The sequence below is a fragment of the Clostridium magnum DSM 2767 genome (assembly GCF_001623875.1).
Lineage (GTDB): Bacteria > Bacillota > Clostridia > Clostridiales > Clostridiaceae > Clostridium_AM > Clostridium_AM magnum.
On sequence record NZ_LWAE01000006.1, the window covers coordinates 1 to 21,007 of the forward strand.

The following is a 21,007-nucleotide window of genomic DNA, read 5'->3' on the forward strand; positions in this document are numbered from 1 at the left end:
AACTTCGGGAGAAGGGGTGCCTACGCAAGTAGGTCGCAGAGAATAGGCCCAAGCAACTGTTTAGCAAAAACACAGGTCTCTGCTAAAGCGAAAGCTGAAGTATAGGGGCTGACGCCTGCCCGGTGCTGGAAGGTTAAGGGGAATACTTAGCGCAAGCGAAGGTATGAACTTAAGCCCCAGTAAACGGCGGCCGTAACTATAACGGTCCTAAGGTAGCGAAATTCCTTGTCGGGTAAGTTCCGACCCGCACGAATGGCGTAATGATTTGGGCACTGTCTCGACAACAAATCCGGCGAAATTGTATTGCGAGTGAAGATGCTCGCTACCCGCGATTGGACGGAAAGACCCCGTAGAGCTTTACTGTAGCTTAGCATTGAATTTCGGTATTGTCTGTACAGGATAGGTGGGAGACTGAGAAGCAAGGGCGTTAGCCTTTGTGGAGTCAACCTTGGGATACCACCCTGACAGTACTGGGATTCTAACCGGTGGCCATGAAACTGGTCACGGGACATTGTTAGGTGGGCAGTTTGACTGGGGCGGTCGCCTCCAAAAAAGTAACGGAGGCGCCCAAAGGTTCCCTCAGAACGGTTGGAAATCGTTCGAAGAGTGCAAAGGCAGAAGGGAGCCTGACTGCGACACAAACAAGTGGAGCAGGGACGAAAGTCGGGCTTAGTGATCCGGTGGTTCCTCGTGGGAGGGCCATCGCTCAACGGATAAAAGCTACCTCGGGGATAACAGGCTGATCTCCCCCAAGAGTCCACATCGACGGGGAGGTTTGGCACCTCGATGTCGGCTCGTCGCATCCTGGGGCTGAAGTAGGTCCCAAGGGTTGGGCTGTTCGCCCATTAAAGCGGCACGCGAGCTGGGTTCAGAACGTCGTGAGACAGTTCGGTCCCTATCCGTCGCGGGCGTAGGAAATTTGAGAGGAGCTGTCCTTAGTACGAGAGGACCGGGATGGACTGACCTCTGGTGCACCAGTTGTTCCGCCAGGAGCACAGCTGGGTAGCTATGTCAGGACGGGATAAACGCTGAAAGCATCTAAGCGTGAAGCCCACCTCAAGATAAGATTTCCCATAGCATAAGCTAGTAAGACCCCTTGAAGAACACAAGGTTGATAGGTTAGAGGTGTAAGCATGGTAACATGTTCAGCTGACTAATACTAATAGGTCGAGGGCTTGACCTAATTTTCACTGTGCAATTTTGAAAGAACAAAATTCTTTCGATAAAAATTGATAGAAGCGAGCAGTACAAGGAAGCGACTGAGCGAGGAACAGAGTTTACTGATGTAAATGAGTACCGCAGCGATGTAGCTGACGCAGTAATGCGAAGCTTATAGCAGTTTTTATAATGAAACTCACTCAGCAGAGCTGAGGAGTACCATGCTTCTAAAAAATCATAGATTTTAACAATCATGGCATCTGGTGATTATGACGTAAAGGTAACACCCGTTCCCATTCCGAACACGAAGGTTAAGCTTTACAGTGCTGATGGTACTGCACGGGAGACTGTGTGGGAGAGTAAGTCGTCGCCAGGTATATGTGGTTTACTAGCTCAGTCGGTAGAGCACTTGACTTTTAATCAAGTTGTCCGGGGTTCGATTCCCCGGTAAGCCACCAAAAACACCTTTTTAAGGTGTTTTTTTATTTTGTAAAAATTTTTATTTATTTGATGACTATTAATAAGGTGGAGTTTTACTTCATAGAAAAAATCTTTTCAGAAGCATGTACATAGCAGTTATGACGTATATACATATATATGTATGAGACTGTGTCTTAAGAAGAAAGGGTATGCAGATACATTGTATTTGCATTGTATCCACAAAATCGTACTAATTTAGCGTAAAGTGGTAAAACAATATCTACAATGTATGTGCAATTGCAATACATTGTAGATACAGAAAGAGGAAGCTCTAATTTTAAAGTTTTACTAGAGCTTCCTTTAATTTATTCCAATCATTTTTATACATATTATTAAACTCTTCACTTCTATTGTAGGTTAAAGATGAAGGATGATACATAGGGAAAATGTATCTTTTTAGATGTTCGTTAAAGTAAAGAACTCCATGACACTCACCTATAGATTTAAAGTTAGTCAATCTTTTTAATGGAACATTACCTAAAGTTATGATGATTTTAGGATTTACCAAGTTAATTTCTTCATCTAGAACTTCACGAAAAAGCTCAACTTCAGAAGTTTTTGGAGGCCTATTGCTTATAGTAGTTCGACCATTTTTCCCTTCTTTCATTTTTATAGGTCTAAAATAACATGTATTTGTTATACGTATATTATCTCTAGAGATGCCTATTGAGTTTAAATATCTTTCAAAGTTTTTGCCAGCCATTCCTATAAAAGGTTTTCTTTCCTCAACTTCTGTTTTTCCAGGTGCCTCGCCAACAAATAGTATATCAGAAGGTACTGGTCCATCACCGGTAATATAACCACCAATTTTATCATCAGTATAGTTTTCACTTATAAATTTAATTTTCTGTCTTAAAGTTTCTTCTATCCCCATTATTTCAATTCCTTTCATGTCAATAAAACTTAATATATTTTATCATAAATATTAGCGAGTTTATATCCTAATTATTTAACAGCTGTTATTCTTCATATAAAAGTTATCTAATAAGTATGAATAAACTTATGGGTAAACTTAATTCGTTCAAAAACCCTTATATGAGTTTCAAAATACGAATTGGAGGTATAATAATACATACAATTATTCTTTCTTAAGTAAAGTTCATATATACTTAACTGTATATGAAAATTGTATTCATACATTTTGATATAGTTATACTAAGTGATATAATTTTTTATTGAAATATGAGAGATGAATTTTGGTAGTTTAGGAGTGGTATAACATGAAAGTTCCATATATAATGACACCAGGACCTACAGAAGTTAGAGAAAATGTTAGGTTAGCAAGAAGTTTAGAATCTACAAATCCAGACTTAGACTTGCAATTTTATGATTTCTACAAGGAAACCTGTGAGAAAATAAGTGAATTTTTAAAAACTAATAACGAGGTAAGAATTTTATCTGGAGAAGGAATATTAGGACTTGAAGCAGCTTGTGCGTCTTTGACAGAAAAAGGAGATAGAGTTTTAGTAATAGACAATGGTATATTTGGAGAAGGTTTTGCTGATTTTGTAAAGATTTATGGTGGAGAAGTAGTATTTTTTACAGGAGACAGACATAAAGAAATAGATATAGAAGAGTTAAGTAAGTTTTTACAAAATGATAGCGATTTTAAATATGCAACCATAGTTCATTGTGATACTCCTTCTGGAGTATTAAATGATGTCTCTAAAATATGCCCTATGTTAAAAGAAAAAGGTATTATTACTGTAGTTGATAGTGTAGCAGCTATGGGGGGAGAAGAGCTTAGAGTAGACGACTGGAAAATAGATATAGCTCTTGGTGGCTCACAAAAATGTATTTCTGCACCACCAGGACTTACAATTCTAAGTATAAGTAAAAACGCATTCAATGCGATGAAGAATAGAAAAACTCCTATAGCGTCATTTTACTGTAATTTATTAGTATGGGAAAATTACTATGAAAATAAGTGGTTTCCATATACTCAACCCATAAGTGATATAACAGGTCTTAGAGTAGCTATAGATAATTTACTAAAAGACAAGGGAATTCTAGAAAGACACTCAAAAATAGCTAGAGCTACAAGAAATGCGGTCATAGAAGCTGGTTTGGAACTTTATATTAAACAAGGCTATTCTAATACAGTTACTGTAGTGCAAGTACCTGATAATATAAATGACAGCCAATTAAGAGACTATATGTTGGAGAAATATAATGTATTAATAGCAGGGTCTTTTGGATATTTATCAGGAAAAGTAATAAGAATAGGTCATATGGGCGAAAATGCCAACATAAATAAAGTGGGGTATGCCCTATTTGCATTACAAAAATCATTAGAATTTTTTGGAGTCAATCTTAATACGGATTTAATGTCCACTTTTTTAAGAGAATTCTAGTTAAAAGAATAAAAGAAGTTGTTTAGATTTAATTACAACTTCTTTTATAAAATTATAATGCTCCAATTTAAGTTTATAATATAGAAAAAGAAGTATTCAATTAGAAGTGATCTCCATTCTCGTAGTAAAGATTTTCTTTAAGAACTGTAAAGAATACATCTACATTCTTATAACCCAAGTTGTGTATAAGGTTAGTTATAGATTTAGCAACGTTATCCTGAATTTGTTGGCCCCTGTCGAACCAGACAACTTCAATAAAAGGATACCCTTCGTCTACTTTTCCATTCTTTATAAACGTTGAGGATATACATTCTATAGTAAAATAGTCTCTAGGGCAATCTATTATTTGCTCAAGTTGATCAATCATATTAGTACTAATAGTACTAATTTTTTCTATATCTATTCCTCTTATTTTTATCTGTGGCATACAATCACCTCCTAGAATATTTTAACTTATAAAAAGAAGAAAGCAAGAATATAAATTAAAAATAAAGTAAACACTACCTTGTGTATCAATAATAGAATAATTAAGAAAAGCTTAGTTAAACTTAAATATATAAGGGTAAATTACTATTATCAATTAATTATAATACACATAATGATTAATTTATGATAAGATTATACATGTTGTCGCGAAAAACGACAAAGCTTAACAAAAACAACTAAAAAAAGTTGTTGACAAAGTTGAGTTAACATGATAAACTACAAAGGTCGCTGAGATGAGCGACATGATCCTTGAAAATTAAACAGAGGTTAAAAATCAGATGATTTTTATTAAATAAACTAAACCAGCAATTCTTTAACTACTATATATTAGTAGTGAGTAAAACAGTAATGAGCATTCAAACTTTTAAATTGAGAGTTTGATCCTGGCTCAGGACGAACGCTGGCGGCGTGCCTAACACATGCAAGTCGAGCGATGAAGCCCTTCGGGGTGGATTAGCGGCGGACGGGTGAGTAACACGTGGGTAACCTGCCTCAAAGAGGGGGATAGCCTCCCGAAAGGGAGATTAATACCGCATAACATTGGTTTTTCGCATGAAGAACTAATTAAAGGAGTAATCCGCTTTGAGATGGACCCGCGGCGCATTAGCTAGTTGGTGAGGTAAAGGCTCACCAAGGCGACGATGCGTAGCCGACCTGAGAGGGTGATCGGCCACATTGGAACTGAGACACGGTCCAGACTCCTACGGGAGGCAGCAGTGGGGAATATTGCACAATGGGCGAAAGCCTGATGCAGCAACGCCGCGTGAGTGATGAAGGCCTTCGGGTTGTAAAGCTCTGTCTTTTGGGACGATAATGACGGTACCAAAGGAGGAAGCCACGGCTAACTACGTGCCAGCAGCCGCGGTAATACGTAGGTGGCGAGCGTTGTCCGGATTTACTGGGCGTAAAGGATGCGTAGGCGGATATTTAAGTGAGATGTGAAATACCCGAGCTTAACTTGGGTGCTGCATTTCAAACTGGATATCTAGAGTGTGGGAGAGGAGAATGGAATTCCTAGTGTAGCGGTGAAATGCGTAGAGATTAGGAAGAACACCAGTGGCGAAGGCGATTCTCTGGACCATAACTGACGCTGAGGCATGAAAGCGTGGGTAGCAAACAGGATTAGATACCCTGGTAGTCCACGCCGTAAACGATGAGTACTAGGTGTAGGGGGGTCCAACCTTCTGTGCCGCAGTTAACACAATAAGTACTCCGCCTGGGAAGTACGATCGCAAGATTAAAACTCAAAGGAATTGACGGGGGCCCGCACAAGCAGCGGAGCATGTGGTTTAATTCGAAGCAACGCGAAGAACCTTACCTGGACTTGACATCCCCTGAATAGTGCAGAGATGCATGAAGCCCTTCGGGGCAGGGAGACAGGTGGTGCATGGTTGTCGTCAGCTCGTGTCGTGAGATGTTAGGTTAAGTCCTGCAACGAGCGCAACCCCTATTATTAGTTGCTACCATTAAGTTGAGCACTCTAGTGAGACTGCCCGGGTTAACCGGGAGGAAGGTGGGGATGACGTCAAATCATCATGCCCCTTATGTCCAGGGCTACACACGTGCTACAATGGTAGGTACAGAGAGATGCAAGACCGCGAGGTGGAGCCAAACTCAAAAACCTATCTCAGTTCGGATTGTAGGCTGCAACTCGCCTACATGAAGCCGGAGTTGCTAGTAATCGCGAATCAGAATGTCGCGGTGAATACGTTCCCGGGCCTTGTACACACCGCCCGTCACACCATGAGAGCTGGCAACACCCGAAGTCCGTGAGGTAACCTGTAAAGGAGCCAGCGGCCGAAGGTGGGGTTAGTGATTGGGGTGAAGTCGTAACAAGGTAGCCGTAGGAGAACCTGCGGCTGGATCACCTCCTTTCTAAGGATAATACAGACAGGTAATGCTGTCTGAAAGACTGGTTTAGCCTCTGTTTAATTTTGAGGGATTATTTATCCATTGACACGGTAGTGTTAAGGTGATAAAATAAATTCTCAAATTGTTCTTTGAAAATTGCACAGTGAAGAAACGTTAAACAACGCAATTGTTTAACAAAAATAGAAGTAAAGCTAAAGGTAGAACTACTTATATAATATAAGTAATAACCTTTGTAACTTTAATCAAACTCATAGAAATATGAGTGATAAATTGGTCAAGCTACAAAGGGCGCATGGTGAATGCCTTGGCACCAGAAGCCGAAGAAGGACGCGATAAGCTGCGATAAGCTTTGGGTAGGCGCAAATAGCCAGTGATCCAGAGATTTCCGAATGGGGCAACCCACATTGCTAACGCAATGTACTGTAAACTGAATTCATAGGTTTATAGAGGTATACCCGGGGAACTGAAACATCTAAGTACCCGGAGGAAGAGAAAGAAAAATCGATTTTCTAAGTAGCGGCGAGCGAAAGGGAAAGAGCCCAAACCAGGAACTTGTTCCTGGGGTTGCGGATAGACCATAAATACTGCAATTTTTTAACTGAAGAGAGCTGGAAGGCTCCGCCATAGAAGGTAAAAGCCCTGTAAGTGAAAAGGAAGAGCAGTCAGGTCTAATCCAGAGTACCACGAGACACGTGAAACCTTGTGGGAAGCAGGGAGGACCACCTCCCAAGGCTAAATACTAACTGGTGACCGATAGTGAAGCAGTACCGTGAGGGAAAGGTGAAAAGAACCCCGGAAGGGGAGTGAAATAGAACCTGAAACCGTGTGTCCACAATCAGTCGAAGCACTTTTATGTGCGACGGCGTGCTTTTTGTAGAACGAGCCAGCGAGTTACGATGTGTAGCAAGGTTAAATACTTAAGGTATGGAGCCGAAGGGAAACCGAGTCTGAATAGGGCGAAAAGTTGCATGTCGTAGACCCGAAACCGGGTGACCTATCCATGGACAGGTTGAAGCGGAAGTAAAATTCCGTGGAGGACCGAACCACGTTGGTGTTGAAAAACCATGGGATGAGCTGTGGATAGCGGAGAAATTCCAATCGAACTCGGAGATAGCTGGTTCTCCTCGAAATAGCTTTAGGGCTAGCGTTTTGAATGAGTAATGGAGGTAGAGCACTGAATGGGCTAGGGGCTGACAACAGTTACTGAACCCTATCAAACTCCGAATGCCATATACTTGAATCAAAGCAGTCAGACTACGAATGATAAGATCCGTGGTCAAAAGGGAAACAGCCCAGACCATCAGCTAAGGTCCCAAAGTGTAAGTTAAGTGGAAAAGGATGTGGGATTTCTAAGACAACTAGGATGTTGGCTTAGAAGCAGCCACTCATTTAAAGAGTGCGTAATAGCTCACTAGTCGAGAGATCCTGCGCCGAAGATGTTCGGGGCTAAAACTTACCACCGAAGCTATGGATTGATACGTAAGTATCAGTGGTAGAGGAGCTTCCTGTATGGGTTGAAGTCGTACCGTAAGGAGCGGTGGACTGTACAGGAGTGAGTATGCTGGCATAAGTAGCGAGAAATAAGTGAGAATCTTATTGGTCGAAAACCTAAGGTTTCCTGAGGAAGGCTCGTCCGCTCAGGGTTAGTCGGGGCCTAAGCCGAGGCCGAAAGGCGTAGGTGATGGACAATCGGTTGATATTCCGATACCGCCAACTGACGTTATTACAAATGGGATGACGCAGGAGGATAAGATGTGCACACTATTGGATGTGTGTCTAAGCATCTAGACAGACTAGACAGGCAAATCCGTTTAGTCAATGTTGAGGTGTGATGGGGAGCCCTTATGGGCGAAGTATCTGATTCCACGCTGCCAAGAAAAGTCTCTATGGAGGATGTTGGCGCCCGTACCGCAAACCGACACAGGTAGGTGAGGAGAGAATCCTAAGACCAGCGGAAGAATTGTTGTCAAGGAACTCGGCAAATTGACCCCGTAACTTCGGGAGAAGGGGTGCCTACGCAAGTAGGTCGCAGAGAATAGGCCCAAGCAACTGTTTAGCAAAAACACAGGTCTCTGCTAAAGCGAAAGCTGAAGTATAGGGGCTGACGCCTGCCCGGTGCTGGAAGGTTAAGGGGAATACTTAGCGCAAGCGAAGGTATGAACTTAAGCCCCAGTAAACGGCGGCCGTAACTATAACGGTCCTAAGGTAGCGAAATTCCTTGTCGGGTAAGTTCCGACCCGCACGAATGGCGTAATGATTTGGGCACTGTCTCGACAACAAATCCGGCGAAATTGTATTGCGAGTGAAGATGCTCGCTACCCGCGATTGGACGGAAAGACCCCGTAGAGCTTTACTGTAGCTTAGCATTGAATTTCGGTATTGTCTGTACAGGATAGGTGGGAGACTGAGAAACAAGGGCGTCAGCCTTTGTGGAGTCAACCTTGGGATACCACCCTGACAGTACTGGGATTCTAACCGGCGGCCATGAAACTGGTCACGGGACATTGTTAGGTGGGCAGTTTGACTGGGGCGGTCGCCTCCAAAAAAGTAACGGAGGCGCCCAAAGGTTCCCTCAGAACGGTTGGAAATCGTTCGAAGAGTGCAAAGGCAGAAGGGAGCCTGACTGCGACACAAACAAGTGGAGCAGGGACGAAAGTCGGGCTTAGTGATCCGGTGGTTCCTCGTGGGAGGGCCATCGCTCAACGGATAAAAGCTACCTCGGGGATAACAGGCTGATCTCCCCCAAGAGTCCACATCGACGGGGAGGTTTGGCACCTCGATGTCGGCTCGTCGCATCCTGGGGCTGAAGTAGGTCCCAAGGGTTGGGCTGTTCGCCCATTAAAGCGGCACGCGAGCTGGGTTCAGAACGTCGTGAGACAGTTCGGTCCCTATCCGTCGCGGGCGTAGGAAATTTGAGAGGAGCTGTCCTTAGTACGAGAGGACCGGGATGGACTGACCTCTGGTGCACCAGTTGTTCCGCCAGGAGCACAGCTGGGTAGCTATGTCAGGACGGGATAAACGCTGAAAGCATCTAAGCGTGAAGCCCACCTCAAGATAAGATTTCCCATAGCATAAGCTAGTAAGACCCCTTGAAGAACACAAGGTTGATAGGTTAGAGGTGTAAGCATGGTAACATGTTCAGCTGACTAATACTAATAGGTCGAGGGCTTGACCTAATTTTCACTGTGCAATTTTGAAAGAACAAAATTCTTTCAATCTGGTGATTATGACGTAAAGGTAACACCCGTTCCCATTCCGAACACGAAGGTTAAGCTTTACAGTGCTGATGGTACTGCACGGGAGACTGTGTGGAAGAGTAAGTCGTTGCCAGGTATATATGGCTAGATAGCTCAGTCGGTAGAGCAGAGGACTGAAAATCCTCGTGTCCCTGGTTCGATTCCTGGTCTGGCCACCAAAAACTCCAGTATTATCTGGAGTTTTTTTATTATATTAAAATATATTTTAAACATAAAAATGCAAAAAATAAATACAATGTGGAAAATTGGGTAAATTTATGGCATAATTAATTGTATTAAAAATAAGAATTTAAGGAGAATAACTATGGAAGACAAAATATTAGCAGTGGTAAATGGTACAGAAATAACAGAAAGAGAACTAGAAGCGACAATAGCAAGATTTCCTAGAGAAAGACAAGGATATTTAACAACAGAACAAGGTAAAGCACAATTATTAGAAGAGATAATATCTTTTGAATTAGTTTATAATTATGCTAAGGATTCTGGAATGGAAGAAGATAAGGAATATCTGCAACAGTTAGAAAGAGCTAAAAAGGAAATTCTAACACAAGTAGCAATATCAAAAGTAGTATCTGAGGCAAATGTCTCTGATAAGGAAGTAGAAGATTACTATAATGTTAACAAAGAAATGTTTAAGAACCCTGAAACAGTAAGTGCAAAACATATATTAGTTGAAACTGAAGAAAAAGCTCAAGAGGTATCAAATAAAATAAAAGAAGGTATGTCTTTTGAAGATGCTGCAAAAGAATTTTCTTCTTGTCCTTCAAATGCGCAAGGTGGAGACCTTGGAAGATTTAATAGAGGACAGATGGTCCCAGAATTTGAGGACGCTGCATTCAGCCTTGATGTAGAAAAAGTGAGTGAACCTGTAAAAACACAATTTGGATATCATTTAATAAAAGTTAGTGAAAAACTAGAAAATTCAATAAAACCTTTTGATGAAGTTAAAGTTTCAATAAAAAATAATCTTTTACAAGAAAGACAGGCGTTTAAGTATTCACAGCTTAATAATGATCTTAGAGGAAAATATAATGTAGAAATAAAAAATAAATAAAACGATAAAAAAGTCTTATAGTATGATAAACTATAAGACTTTTTTATCGTTTTATCCGATGATTACCTGCTCAAGTACTTCTATCTGATTCAAGTTTCACTTCATAAAGTGAGGTTGTAGCAGCTTTCAGATAATTATTTCCTTAATGTATTTTCCTATGAAATTTTAAGGAATTAAGGTTTAAATTCACTAAAGGAATATGTAAACTTATCCTAGGGTATCAATACATGAAAAATAAAGTGAGAGATAAAAATTTGGAGTATAAACAATCTAATTCTAAGTATTGACCAGTAATATTTAGAACTGATTTTAGTGATTATGATATTATAACATACGTTGCTTAGGGAAATGATAAATTTATGATTTAAGTTAAAAGATTTCATTTTCCGACATAGCTTAGTCAATGTTTTTATTTTGATATATTTTATGAAAATAAAAATAAGAAATAACTTATAAAAGTTATTGACAGGGCTACATCAGTATGTTAAACTATAAAAGCTGCTGAGGTGAGCGGCATGATCCTTGAAAATTAAACAGAGGTTAAAAATCAGATGATTTTTATTAAGTAAACTAAACCAGCAATTCTTTAACTACTATATATTAGTAGTGAGTAAAACAGTAATGAGCATTCAAACTTTTAAATTGAGAGTTTGATCCTGGCTCAGGACGAACGCTGGCGGCGTGCCTAACACATGCAAGTCGAGCGATGAAATCCCTTCGGGGATGGATTAGCGGCGGACGGGTGAGTAACACGTGGGTAACCTGCCTCAAAGAGGGGGATAGCCTCCCGAAAGGGAGATTAATACCGCATAACATTAATTTTTCGCATGAAGAACTAATTAAAGGAGCAATCCGCTTTGAGATGGACCCGCGGCGCATTAGCTAGTTGGTGAGGTAAAGGCTCACCAAGGCGACGATGCGTAGCCGACCTGAGAGGGTGATCGGCCACATTGGAACTGAGACACGGTCCAGACTCCTACGGGAGGCAGCAGTGGGGAATATTGCACAATGGGCGAAAGCCTGATGCAGCAACGCCGCGTGAGTGATGAAGGCCTTCGGGTTGTAAAGCTCTGTCTTTTGGGACGATAATGACGGTACCAAAGGAGGAAGCCACGGCTAACTACGTGCCAGCAGCCGCGGTAATACGTAGGTGGCGAGCGTTGTCCGGATTTACTGGGCGTAAAGGATGCGTAGGCGGATATTTAAGTGAGATGTGAAATACCCGAGCTTAACTTGGGTGCTGCATTTCAAACTGGATATCTAGAGTGCGGGAGAGGAGAATGGAATTCCTAGTGTAGCGGTGAAATGCGTAGAGATTAGGAAGAACACCAGTGGCGAAGGCGATTCTCTGGACCGTAACTGACGCTGAGGCATGAAAGCGTGGGTAGCAAACAGGATTAGATACCCTGGTAGTCCACGCCGTAAACGATGAGTACTAGGTGTAGGGGGGTCCAACCTTCTGTGCCGCAGTTAACACAATAAGTACTCCGCCTGGGAAGTACGATCGCAAGATTAAAACTCAAAGGAATTGACGGGGGCCCGCACAAGCAGCGGAGCATGTGGTTTAATTCGAAGCAACGCGAAGAACCTTACCTGGACTTGACATCCCCTGAATAGTGCAGAGATGCATGAAGCCCTTCGGGGCAGGGAGACAGGTGGTGCATGGTTGTCGTCAGCTCGTGTCGTGAGATGTTAGGTTAAGTCCTGCAACGAGCGCAACCCCTATTATTAGTTGCTACCATTAAGTTGAGCACTCTAGTGAGACTGCCCGGGTTAACCGCGAGGAAGGTGGGGATGACGTCAAATCATCATGCCCCTTATGTCCAGGGCTACACACGTGCTACAATGGTAGGTACAGAGAGATGCAAGACCGCGAGGTGGAGCCAAACTCAAAAACCTATCTCAGTTCGGATTGTAGGCTGCAACTCGCCTACATGAAGCCGGAGTTGCTAGTAATCGCGAATCAGAATGTCGCGGTGAATACGTTCCCGGGCCTTGTACACACCGCCCGTCACACCATGAGAGCTGGCAACACCCGAAGTCCGTGAGGTAACCTGTAAAGGAGCCAGCGGCCGAAGGTGGGGTTAGTGATTGGGGTGAAGTCGTAACAAGGTAGCCGTAGGAGAACCTGCGGCTGGATCACCTCCTTTCTAAGGATAATACAGACAGGTAATGCTGTCTGAAAGACTGGTTTAGCCTCTGTTTAATTTTGAGGGATTATTTATCCATTGACACGGTAGTGTTAAGGTGATAAAATAAATTCTCAAATTGTTCTTTGAAAATTGCACAGTGAAGAAACGTTAAACAACGCAATTGTTTAACAAAAATAGAAGTAAAGCTAAAGGTAGAACTACTTATATAATATAAGTAATAACCTTTGTAACTTTAATCAAACTCATAGAAATATGAGTGATAAATTGGTCAAGCTACAAAGGGCGCATGGTGAATGCCTTGGCACCAGAAGCCGAAGAAGGACGCGATAAGCTGCGATAAGCTTTGGGTAGGCGCAAATAGCCAGTGATCCAGAGATTTCCGAATGGGGCAACCCACATTGCTAACGCAATGTACTGTAAACTGAATTCATAGGTTTATAGAGGTATACCCGGGGAACTGAAACATCTAAGTACCCGGAGGAAGAGAAAGAAAAATCGATTTTCTAAGTAGCGGCGAGCGAAAGGGAAAGAGCCCAAACCAGGAACTTGTTCCTGGGGTTGCGGATAGACCATAAATACTGCAATTTTTTAACTGAAGAGAGCTGGAAGGCTCCGCCGTAGAAGGTAAAAGCCCTGTAAGTGAAAAGAAAAAGCAGTCAGGTCTAATCCAGAGTACCACGAGACACGTGAAACCTTGTGGGAAGCAGGGAGGACCACCTCCCAAGGCTAAATACTAACTGGTGACCGATAGTGAAGCAGTACCGTGAGGGAAAGGTGAAAAGAACCCCGGAAGGGGAGTGAAATAGAACCTGAAACCGTGTGTCCACAATCAGTCGAAGCACTTTTATGTGCGACGGCGTGCTTTTTGTAGAACGAGCCAGCGAGTTACGATGTGTAGCAAGGTTAAATACTTAAGGTATGGAGCCGAAGGGAAACCGAGTCTGAATAGGGCGAAAAGTTGCATGTCGTAGACCCGAAACCGGGTGACCTATCCATGGACAGGTTGAAGCGGAAGTAAAATTCCGTGGAGGACCGAACCACGTTGGTGTTGAAAAACCATGGGATGAGCTGTGGATAGCGGAGAAATTCCAATCGAACTCGGAGATAGCTGGTTCTCCTCGAAATAGCTTTAGGGCTAGCGTTTTGAATGAGTAATGGAGGTAGAGCACTGAATGGGCTAGGGGCTGACAACAGTTACTGAACCCTATCAAACTCCGAATGCCATATACTTGAATCAAAGCAGTCAGACTACGAATGATAAGATCCGTGGTCAAAAGGGAAACAGCCCAGACCATCAGCTAAGGTCCCAAAGTGTAAGTTAAGTGGAAAAGGATGTGGGATTTCTAAGACAACTAGGATGTTGGCTTAGAAGCAGCCACTCATTTAAAGAGTGCGTAATAGCTCACTAGTCGAGAGATCCTGCGCCGAAGATGTTCGGGGCTAAAACTTACCACCGAAGCTATGGATTGATACGTAAGTATCAGTGGTAGAGGAGCTTCCTGTATGGGTTGAAGTCGTACCGTAAGGAGCGGTGGACTGTACAGGAGTGAGTATGCTGGCATAAGTAGCGAGAAATAAGTGAGAATCTTATTGGTCGAAAACCTAAGGTTTCCTGAGGAAGGCTCGTCCGCTCAGGGTTAGTCGGGGCCTAAGCCGAGGCCGAAAGGCGTAGGTGATGGACAATCGGTTGATATTCCGATACCGCCAACTGACGTTATTACAAATGGGATGACGCAGGAGGATAAGATGTGCACACTATTGGATGTGTGTCTAAGCATCTAGACAGACTAGACAGGCAAATCCGTTTAGTCAATGTTGAGGTGTGATGGGGAGCCCTTATGGGCGAAGTATCTGATTCCACGCTGCCAAGAAAAGTCTCTATGGAGGATGTTGGCGCCCGTACCGCAAACCGACACAGGTAGGTGAGGAGAGAATCCTAAGACCAGCGGAAGAATTGTTGTCAAGGAACTCGGCAAATTGACCCCGTAACTTCGGGAGAAGGGGTGCCTACGCAAGTAGGTCGCAGAGAATAGGCCCAAGCAACTGTTTAGCAAAAACACAGGTCTCTGCTAAAGCGAAAGCTGAAGTATAGGGGCTGACGCCTGCCCGGTGCTGGAAGGTTAAGGGGAATACTTAGCGCAAGCGAAGGTATGAACTTAAGCCCCAGTAAACGGCGGCCGTAACTATAACGGTCCTAAGGTAGCGAAATTCCTTGTCGGGTAAGTTCCGACCCGCACGAATGGCGTAATGATTTGGGCACTGTCTCGACAACAAATCCGGCGAAATTGTATTGCGAGTGAAGATGCTCGCTACCCGCGATTGGACGGAAAGACCCCGTAGAGCTTTACTGTAGCTTAGCATTGAATTTCGGTATTGTCTGTACAGGATAGGTGGGAGACTGAGAAACAAGGGCGTCAGCCTTTGTGGAGTCAACCTTGGGATACCACCCTGACAGTACTGGGATTCTAACCGGCGGCCATGAAACTGGTCACGGGACATTGTTAGGTGGGCAGTTTGACTGGGGCGGTCGCCTCCAAAAAAGTAACGGAGGCGCCCAAAGGTTCCCTCAGAACGGTTGGAAATCGTTCGAAGAGTGCAAAGGCAGAAGGGAGCCTGACTGCGACACAAACAAGTGGAGCAGGGACGAAAGTCGGGCTTAGTGATCCGGTGGTTCCTCGTGGGAGGGCCATCGCTCAACGGATAAAAGCTACCTCGGGGATAACAGGCTGATCTCCCCCAAGAGTCCACATCGACGGGGAGGTTTGGCACCTCGATGTCGGCTCGTCGCATCCTGGGGCTGAAGTAGGTCCCAAGGGTTGGGCTGTTCGCCCATTAAAGCGGCACGCGAGCTGGGTTCAGAACGTCGTGAGACAGTTCGGTCCCTATCCGTCGCGGGCGTAGGAAATTTGAGAGGAGCTGTCCTTAGTACGAGAGGACCGGGATGGACTGATCTCTGGTGCACCAGTTGTTCCGCCAGGAGCACAGCTGGGTAGCTATGTCAGGACGGGATAAACGCTGAAAGCATCTAAGCGTGAAGCCCACCTCAAGATAAGATTTCCCATAGCATAAGCTAGTAAGACCCCTTGAAGAACACAAGGTTGATAGGTTAGAGGTGTAAGCATGGTAACATGTTCAGCTGACTAATACTAATAGGTCGAGGGCTTGACCAAAAAATAGTTAAGAGTGTAGAGTTGAGAATTAAGAGTTAATGATGATTTTCACTAGCGTGAAAATCCAAAATTTAAATTAATTAAGCTCTACATAAAAAAATTATACTTATCACTGTGCAATTTTCAGAGAATAATATTCTCATAAGAGTTAATAATTTATTGTGTATAAAGTTATTAGTTAGTATAATTATCGTTTTTTCCACGTTAGGAGAAAAAACAACCATAACTCTTAACTCTTAACTATTAATTCGTAACTCTCAACTAAATAAATCTGGTGATTATGACGTAAAGGTAACACCCGTTCCCATTCCGAACACGAAGGTTAAGCTTTACAGTGCTGATGGTACTGCACGGGAGACTGTGTGGAAGAGTAAGTCGTTGCCAGGTAAACAAAAAAACACTAAGTTTAAATACTTAGTGTTTTTTTATTTATAAGAGATATACTAAGTAAGAAGTTCGCAATTTTCATAAAATTATTTAAAATGCCATTAGTTTTACATTTTAAGTGAATGCTTAGGATATATTATGTAATTTTATAAAAAAAATAGGTTGAATGGATTGATTTTATGTGTTAAAGTATTAATGTTTTGTTGCCAAGTTACCAATATGGAGCTATGCAATTATAAAGTTTTAAAATATAAATAAAAGCAATTTGGTAATATGTCAAGAACAAAATGAAAAGAAAATCAAATGATTTCTTTAAAAATGGGTAACCTTAATAAACATACAGTCCAATGAGAAAGTATGTTCGTATAATTTATATAGATTAATCTACTCTATTTGAAGAGTAGAGCTGATTTTTAGCCAGCAATCCAAAAATCATACGAATAAGTTTACGAGATGTTAGCGCGAGTGCTCGTTTGTGCTGATGTGTAGTTACTTCAGCAAATTTCTTCTGATAGAACTCTTGATATTCAGGAATATGGCAAACAACACTTCCTGCAGCTTCTATGAGATAATAGCGTAAATAACGGTTACCAGCTTTGTTCATAGGTGTATTTTCAGCTTTAAAACCTCCAGATTGATTTTCTTTCCACACGATGCCAGCGTATTTAGCAATAGCATCATTACTAGGAAATGCATGCACACTTCCTAATTCAGCAAGAATGCCACTGGAGTAAACAGGGCCAAAACCAGGAATAGACATTAATATTTTGTATTCCACAGGATTCATTCCCATAACAGCTTTTTCAATGGCTTTGTTAATACCTTTAAGTTCTTTATCAAAAGCCTGAATACAGTTGAAAGAACAAGCAATAGAGGTTGTTAATGGCTCATACAAACATTTATCAAGACGGTATGAATTACGTGCAGCTTGCTGCAAAATTTCAGCAGTCATCTGAGGATTAGAAATCCTTTTCCGACTTTTTCTATTGACGAAGTCAACAAGTTCTTCAATTGATGTATTTGCAATATCTTCGGAAGATAGAAATTCAGTAAGTATTGAAGATGCGGTAGCACCGTATTTATTAGAAAAAGGATGATCTTCTCCCTGTAATAATGCAAATTCGCTGAACTTAAGAAATACATTGGATAACATGTAAGTTTTTTCTCTAGTTAAGCATTCAACAATATGAAGTCTGTGCCTTGTAAGTCTTTGCAGAGCAAGATATTGAGAACCACGCCAAGGTTCAATATGAATTCTGCCAACTCTTGCAAAGTCAGCAATAACAAAAGAGTCAATGCCATCATTTTTATCAAGAGAATTAAAGGATTCTTTGTAGTTAGCAACTTCCTTAGGATTCAAGCAGTAAACATAAGGTTTGTAAGTCATAAGTTTTTCACTAGCAGATAAAAAATTGGCTATATGTACTCCATAAAAGGAAGTAGATTCTAAGCCGATTATAACAGCTTTAAAAGTATTGTTTTCTAAAACCTTAACAAGCATGGATTCAAGTTGCTCTGCACCAAATTGCGTATTAGGAACAGGTTTCATCTTAATCAAGAATTCCTGTTCAAAATTAATAGCAGAGACAACATTTTGTCTCGCACCAATATCGATACCAACAAATAGAGTTGATAAGTAATCTAATTTCTTCATGAAATCACCACCTTTCAAAAATAATGAGGAAATTAGAAAGGATTATCCTAATCCAAAGTACTAACTGCAACCTCGCGTAATTAGCATTCATCCAGACGCAAAACCTTGCTGGTGGCTGCGAAAGGAGATGCAACATTTGTGTAAGCAGAATATGATACTTTGGTCAGGCTGCAAGCTTTACAGGCAATAACACAATGTGTTTTGCAGGAGGAATACAGCAGTAACCTTCGCTAAAGTTCCGTTATGACTATTTTAGCATTAGAAAATCCTTTAATAAATAGTAGGTTAAAACAGTATAGATCGGAAAGTATAAGAATCAGCAATACTGAATTGGGAGAATCCCCACTAGAAAAATTGAGATGCTTTCTTAATCTATACAAAATATAAAAAATAAATAAGTTTATAGGCAGTAAATAACTGCTATAAACTTATTATACGAGGAGGAATAATAATGAAAAATCAGCAAAGAGAAACTTTTTCGTCTGGGTTAGCTGTATTTTTTGCAACATTAGGATCAGCAGTAGGATTGGGTAATATATGGAAGTTTCCTTATATGATCGGAGCTAATGGAGGAGCAGCATTTTTATTAATTTATTTTTTATGTGTTTTATTTGTTGGATTACCTATAATGGTTAGTGAGTTCTACATTGGAAGAAAGACTAGAAAAAATGTAATTGGAGCAATGAAGCAATTAAAACCTAATTCAGCTTGGAAAAGTATAGGAGTATTTGGAATTATAACAGCTTATTTAATAATGTTTTTTTACACCTGTGTAGCAGGATGGGTTTATTTTTATGTATTTAAAGCAATAAAAGGAGATTTCTCAGGAGTTACTGTTGAGAGCTCAAAAGCAATGTTTGGCGCTGCAGTAGTAGGTCCTATTTCACCAATAATATGGCAGATTATTGTGTTAACAGTAGTCTCAGCAATACTTATAATGGGAGTTCAGAAAGGCATAGAAAAAGTAACTAAGACTCTTATGCCTGTACTATTTTTGCTTATAATAATATGTGATATAAGAGCTTTAATGCTTCCAGGTAGCTCTGAGGGATTAAAGTTCCTATTTAAAGTAGATTTTAGTATGTTGACAAAACAATCAATCTTAATGGCTTTAGGATTAGCATTTTTCAAGTTATCATTAGGAATGGGTACTATGGTTACCTATGGAAGTTACTTTACTAAGGATAACAATCTAATAAATACATCAGTAAAGGTTGCATTATCAGATACTTTAGTCTCAGTTCTTGCAGGTATAGCAATCTTTCCAGCAGTGTTTGCATTTAATATGAAACCTGGTGCAGGTCCTGGGTTATTATTTATGACAATACCTTTAGTATTTTCTAAAATACCTTTTGGAAACATTTTATTAGTTTTATTTTTTATACTAACATCTATAGCGGCTACTACGGCAATGATGTCAATATTAGAAGTTCTAATTGCATATTTTACTGAGGAAAAAGGTCTTTCGAGAAAGAAAGCTGTCATATTCAATGCAATATTTATAGCAGTAATAGGAGTATTAGCATCTCTTTCAGCAGATAGCAGCAGTATTCTTGGAAATATAAAAATATTCGGTAAAGGATTCTTCGACTTATTTGATTTCGTATCATCAAATATACTGATGCCAATAGGTGGACTTTTGATAGCAGTGTTTATGGGCTACATGGTTAAAAAAGATGAAATTAGACATGAACTTTCAAATCATGGTACATTAAATATAGATTGGGCTATAAACTTATATTATTTCATATTGAGATATATAGCACCAGTATTACTTATTATAGTATTTTTAAATTCTATAGGTATTCTTAAATTCTAACGTAACATCTGATTAAATATAAGTTAAAAATCACTATCAGACTTATTGAATTGCAATAAACTCTGATGGTGATTTTTTCTTAAGGTATGAGAGATGTATATTAAATCTTTCAGTAAAATTGTTTTTTGGCAACAAATTTTTTCATGTTATAATATGCTTTGCAGAGTAACACCAATGCTATCATGTATAACTATATCCGCTTTGTTATCATAAGGAGTGGATGATTTATTTATTAGAATAAGTTTATTACCCTGAAAATAATCTATTAATCCTGCTGCAGGATAAACTACTAGAGAAGTACCTCCTACAATAAGTACATCAGCATTTTTTATATAATTAATTGAAGTATTTAGTATGTTCATATCTAAGGATTCTTCATAAAGTACTACATCAGGCTTTATAGTTTCGGTACATAGATCACATTTAGGGATTATAGTTTTGCTACTTATTATATAATTAAGATCAAAACTTTTCCCACATTTCATACAATAATTTCTATGAATAGATCCATGCAATTCAAGAACATTTTTAGAGCCTGCAAGTTGATGTAATCCATCAATATTTTGAGTTATAATAGCTCTTAGTTTACCTTGTTTCTCTAGTTCAGATAAAGCATAATGAGCTGAATTTGGTTTTGCATCTTTGTATATCATTTTAGTCCTGTAGAAATCAAAAAAGTCTTCGGTATTAGAGGTAAAAAAGCTATGACTTAGCATAACTTCTGGCGGATAGGAAAAGTTATTCTTTGTTTTATACAGACCAACTTCAGATCTGAAGTCTGGAATTGAAGATTCTGTAGATATTCCGGCACCACCAAAAAATACAATATTATTACTAGAATTTATAACAGATTTAAGTTCTTGATAATCCATAATATCACTCCTCAACTTTCATTATATCATAATTTTTACATTAAATTAAACGGAAGGAATTTAATGTGATTAATATTGGACAATATCTATTGACAAGGGATTGTAAAGATGATATCATATAAGAGCGTTAAGGGAACATAGTATGGCGCCATAGCCAAGTGGTAAGGCAGAGGTCTGCAAAACCTTTATTCCCCAGTTCAAATCTGGGTGGCGCCTCCAAACAGTGAGAAAGTAGTCTATTCAGTGAGTAGACTGCTTTTTTCTTTTTATATTCATTTCTAAATTAATTCA

7 protein-coding genes, 3 tRNA genes and 8 rRNA genes are annotated in these 21,007 nt (G+C 40.5%); 14 read left to right on the plus strand and 4 right to left on the minus strand.

Annotated elements, in window-relative coordinates; genetic code table 11:
• From CLMAG_RS20965 to CLMAG_RS20975, 3 genes are all read left to right on the plus strand, one after another.
• Positions 1–1,183, plus strand: a 23S ribosomal RNA gene (locus CLMAG_RS20965); the annotation flags it as partial.
• Positions 1,184–1,417: 234 nt separating this feature from the next.
• Positions 1,418–1,534 (plus strand): 5S ribosomal RNA (gene rrf / locus CLMAG_RS20970).
• Positions 1,535–1,540: 6 nt separating this feature from the next.
• Positions 1,541–1,616: transfer RNA gene (locus CLMAG_RS20975), tRNA-Lys, on the plus strand.
• A gap of 299 nt (positions 1,617–1,915) precedes the next feature.
• On the opposite strand, the gene CLMAG_RS20980 is transcribed toward CLMAG_RS20975, so the two are convergent.
• On the minus strand, positions 1,916–2,512 hold the full coding sequence (locus CLMAG_RS20980; protein WP_066627078.1) for a uracil-DNA glycosylase: 597 nt from the start codon (positions 2,510–2,512) through the stop codon (positions 1,916–1,918).
• Between the two features lie 346 nt (positions 2,513–2,858).
• Here CLMAG_RS20980 and CLMAG_RS20985 point away from each other — a divergent pair, with 346 nt between their 5' ends.
• Positions 2,859–3,992 (plus strand): pyridoxal-phosphate-dependent aminotransferase family protein, encoded by a 1,134-nt coding sequence (locus CLMAG_RS20985; RefSeq protein ID WP_066627080.1) that lies wholly within the window; start codon positions 2,859–2,861, stop codon positions 3,990–3,992.
• A gap of 100 nt (positions 3,993–4,092) precedes the next feature.
• On the opposite strand, the gene CLMAG_RS20990 is transcribed toward CLMAG_RS20985, so the two are convergent.
• Positions 4,093–4,419, minus strand: coding sequence for a DUF1904 domain-containing protein (locus CLMAG_RS20990; RefSeq protein ID WP_066627083.1), 327 nt, complete (start codon positions 4,417–4,419; stop codon positions 4,093–4,095).
• Between the two features lie 424 nt (positions 4,420–4,843).
• On the opposite strand from CLMAG_RS20990, the gene CLMAG_RS20995 reads away from it, so the two are divergent.
• The 8 genes from CLMAG_RS20995 (at position 4,844) to rrf (CLMAG_RS21030) (ending at position 16,371) form a co-directional block, all read left to right on the plus strand.
• Positions 4,844–6,353: ribosomal RNA gene (locus CLMAG_RS20995) — 16S ribosomal RNA — on the plus strand.
• 269 nt (positions 6,354–6,622) lie between these two features.
• Positions 6,623–9,526: ribosomal RNA gene (locus CLMAG_RS21000) — 23S ribosomal RNA — on the plus strand.
• 40 nt (positions 9,527–9,566) lie between these two features.
• A 5S ribosomal RNA gene (rrf, locus tag CLMAG_RS21005) occupies positions 9,567–9,683 on the plus strand.
• Positions 9,684–9,689: 6 nt separating this feature from the next.
• Positions 9,690–9,765: transfer RNA gene (locus CLMAG_RS21010), tRNA-Phe, on the plus strand.
• Between the two features lie 146 nt (positions 9,766–9,911).
• The gene (locus CLMAG_RS21015) at positions 9,912–10,661 is read left to right on the plus strand and encodes a peptidylprolyl isomerase (RefSeq protein ID WP_066627086.1); all 750 of its coding nucleotides are present in this window, start codon (positions 9,912–9,914) and stop codon (positions 10,659–10,661) included.
• Positions 10,662–11,299: 638 nt separating this feature from the next.
• Positions 11,300–12,811 (plus strand): 16S ribosomal RNA (locus tag CLMAG_RS21020).
• 269 nt (positions 12,812–13,080) lie between these two features.
• Positions 13,081–15,984 (plus strand): 23S ribosomal RNA (locus CLMAG_RS21025).
• A 270-nt stretch (positions 15,985–16,254) separates the two neighbouring features.
• Positions 16,255–16,371, plus strand: a 5S ribosomal RNA gene (gene rrf, locus CLMAG_RS21030).
• Between the two features lie 379 nt (positions 16,372–16,750).
• Here the strand turns inward: rrf (CLMAG_RS21030) and CLMAG_RS21035 are convergent.
• Positions 16,751–18,025 (minus strand): IS110 family RNA-guided transposase, encoded by a 1,275-nt coding sequence (locus tag CLMAG_RS21035; RefSeq protein ID WP_066616512.1) that lies wholly within the window; start codon positions 18,023–18,025, stop codon positions 16,751–16,753.
• 451 nt (positions 18,026–18,476) lie between these two features.
• Here CLMAG_RS21035 and CLMAG_RS21040 point away from each other — a divergent pair, with 451 nt between their 5' ends.
• The gene (locus CLMAG_RS21040; protein ID WP_066627090.1) at positions 18,477–19,844 is read left to right on the plus strand and encodes a sodium-dependent transporter; all 1,368 of its coding nucleotides are present in this window, start codon (positions 18,477–18,479) and stop codon (positions 19,842–19,844) included.
• Between the two features lie 146 nt (positions 19,845–19,990).
• On the opposite strand, the gene CLMAG_RS21045 is transcribed toward CLMAG_RS21040, so the two are convergent.
• Positions 19,991–20,716, minus strand: a complete 726-nt coding sequence (locus CLMAG_RS21045; protein WP_066627092.1) for an NAD-dependent protein deacylase — start codon at positions 20,714–20,716, stop codon at positions 19,991–19,993.
• Positions 20,717–20,860: 144 nt separating this feature from the next.
• On the opposite strand from CLMAG_RS21045, the gene CLMAG_RS21050 reads away from it, so the two are divergent.
• Positions 20,861–20,935, plus strand: a tRNA-Cys gene (locus tag CLMAG_RS21050).
• Positions 20,936–21,007: the final 72 nt, after the last annotated feature.

What these genes read in the sequence shown, in the direction of transcription:
- CLMAG_RS21040 (WP_066627090.1), top strand. Translation starts at nt 18,477, where the DNA reads ATGAAAAATCAGCAAAGAGAAACTTTTTCGTCTGGGTTAGCTGTATTT.
- CLMAG_RS20980 (WP_066627078.1), bottom strand. Translation starts at nt 2,512, where the DNA reads ATGGGGATAGAAGAAACTTTAAGACAGAAAATTAAATTTATAAGTGAA.
- CLMAG_RS20985 (WP_066627080.1), top strand. Translation starts at nt 2,859, where the DNA reads ATGAAAGTTCCATATATAATGACACCAGGACCTACAGAAGTTAGAGAA.
- CLMAG_RS21035 (WP_066616512.1), bottom strand. Translation starts at nt 18,025, where the DNA reads ATGAAGAAATTAGATTACTTATCAACTCTATTTGTTGGTATCGATATT.
- CLMAG_RS20990 (WP_066627083.1), bottom strand. Translation starts at nt 4,419, where the DNA reads ATGCCACAGATAAAAATAAGAGGAATAGATATAGAAAAAATTAGTACT.
- CLMAG_RS21015 (WP_066627086.1), top strand. Translation starts at nt 9,912, where the DNA reads ATGGAAGACAAAATATTAGCAGTGGTAAATGGTACAGAAATAACAGAA.
- CLMAG_RS21045 (WP_066627092.1), bottom strand. Translation starts at nt 20,716, where the DNA reads ATGGATTATCAAGAACTTAAATCTGTTATAAATTCTAGTAATAATATT.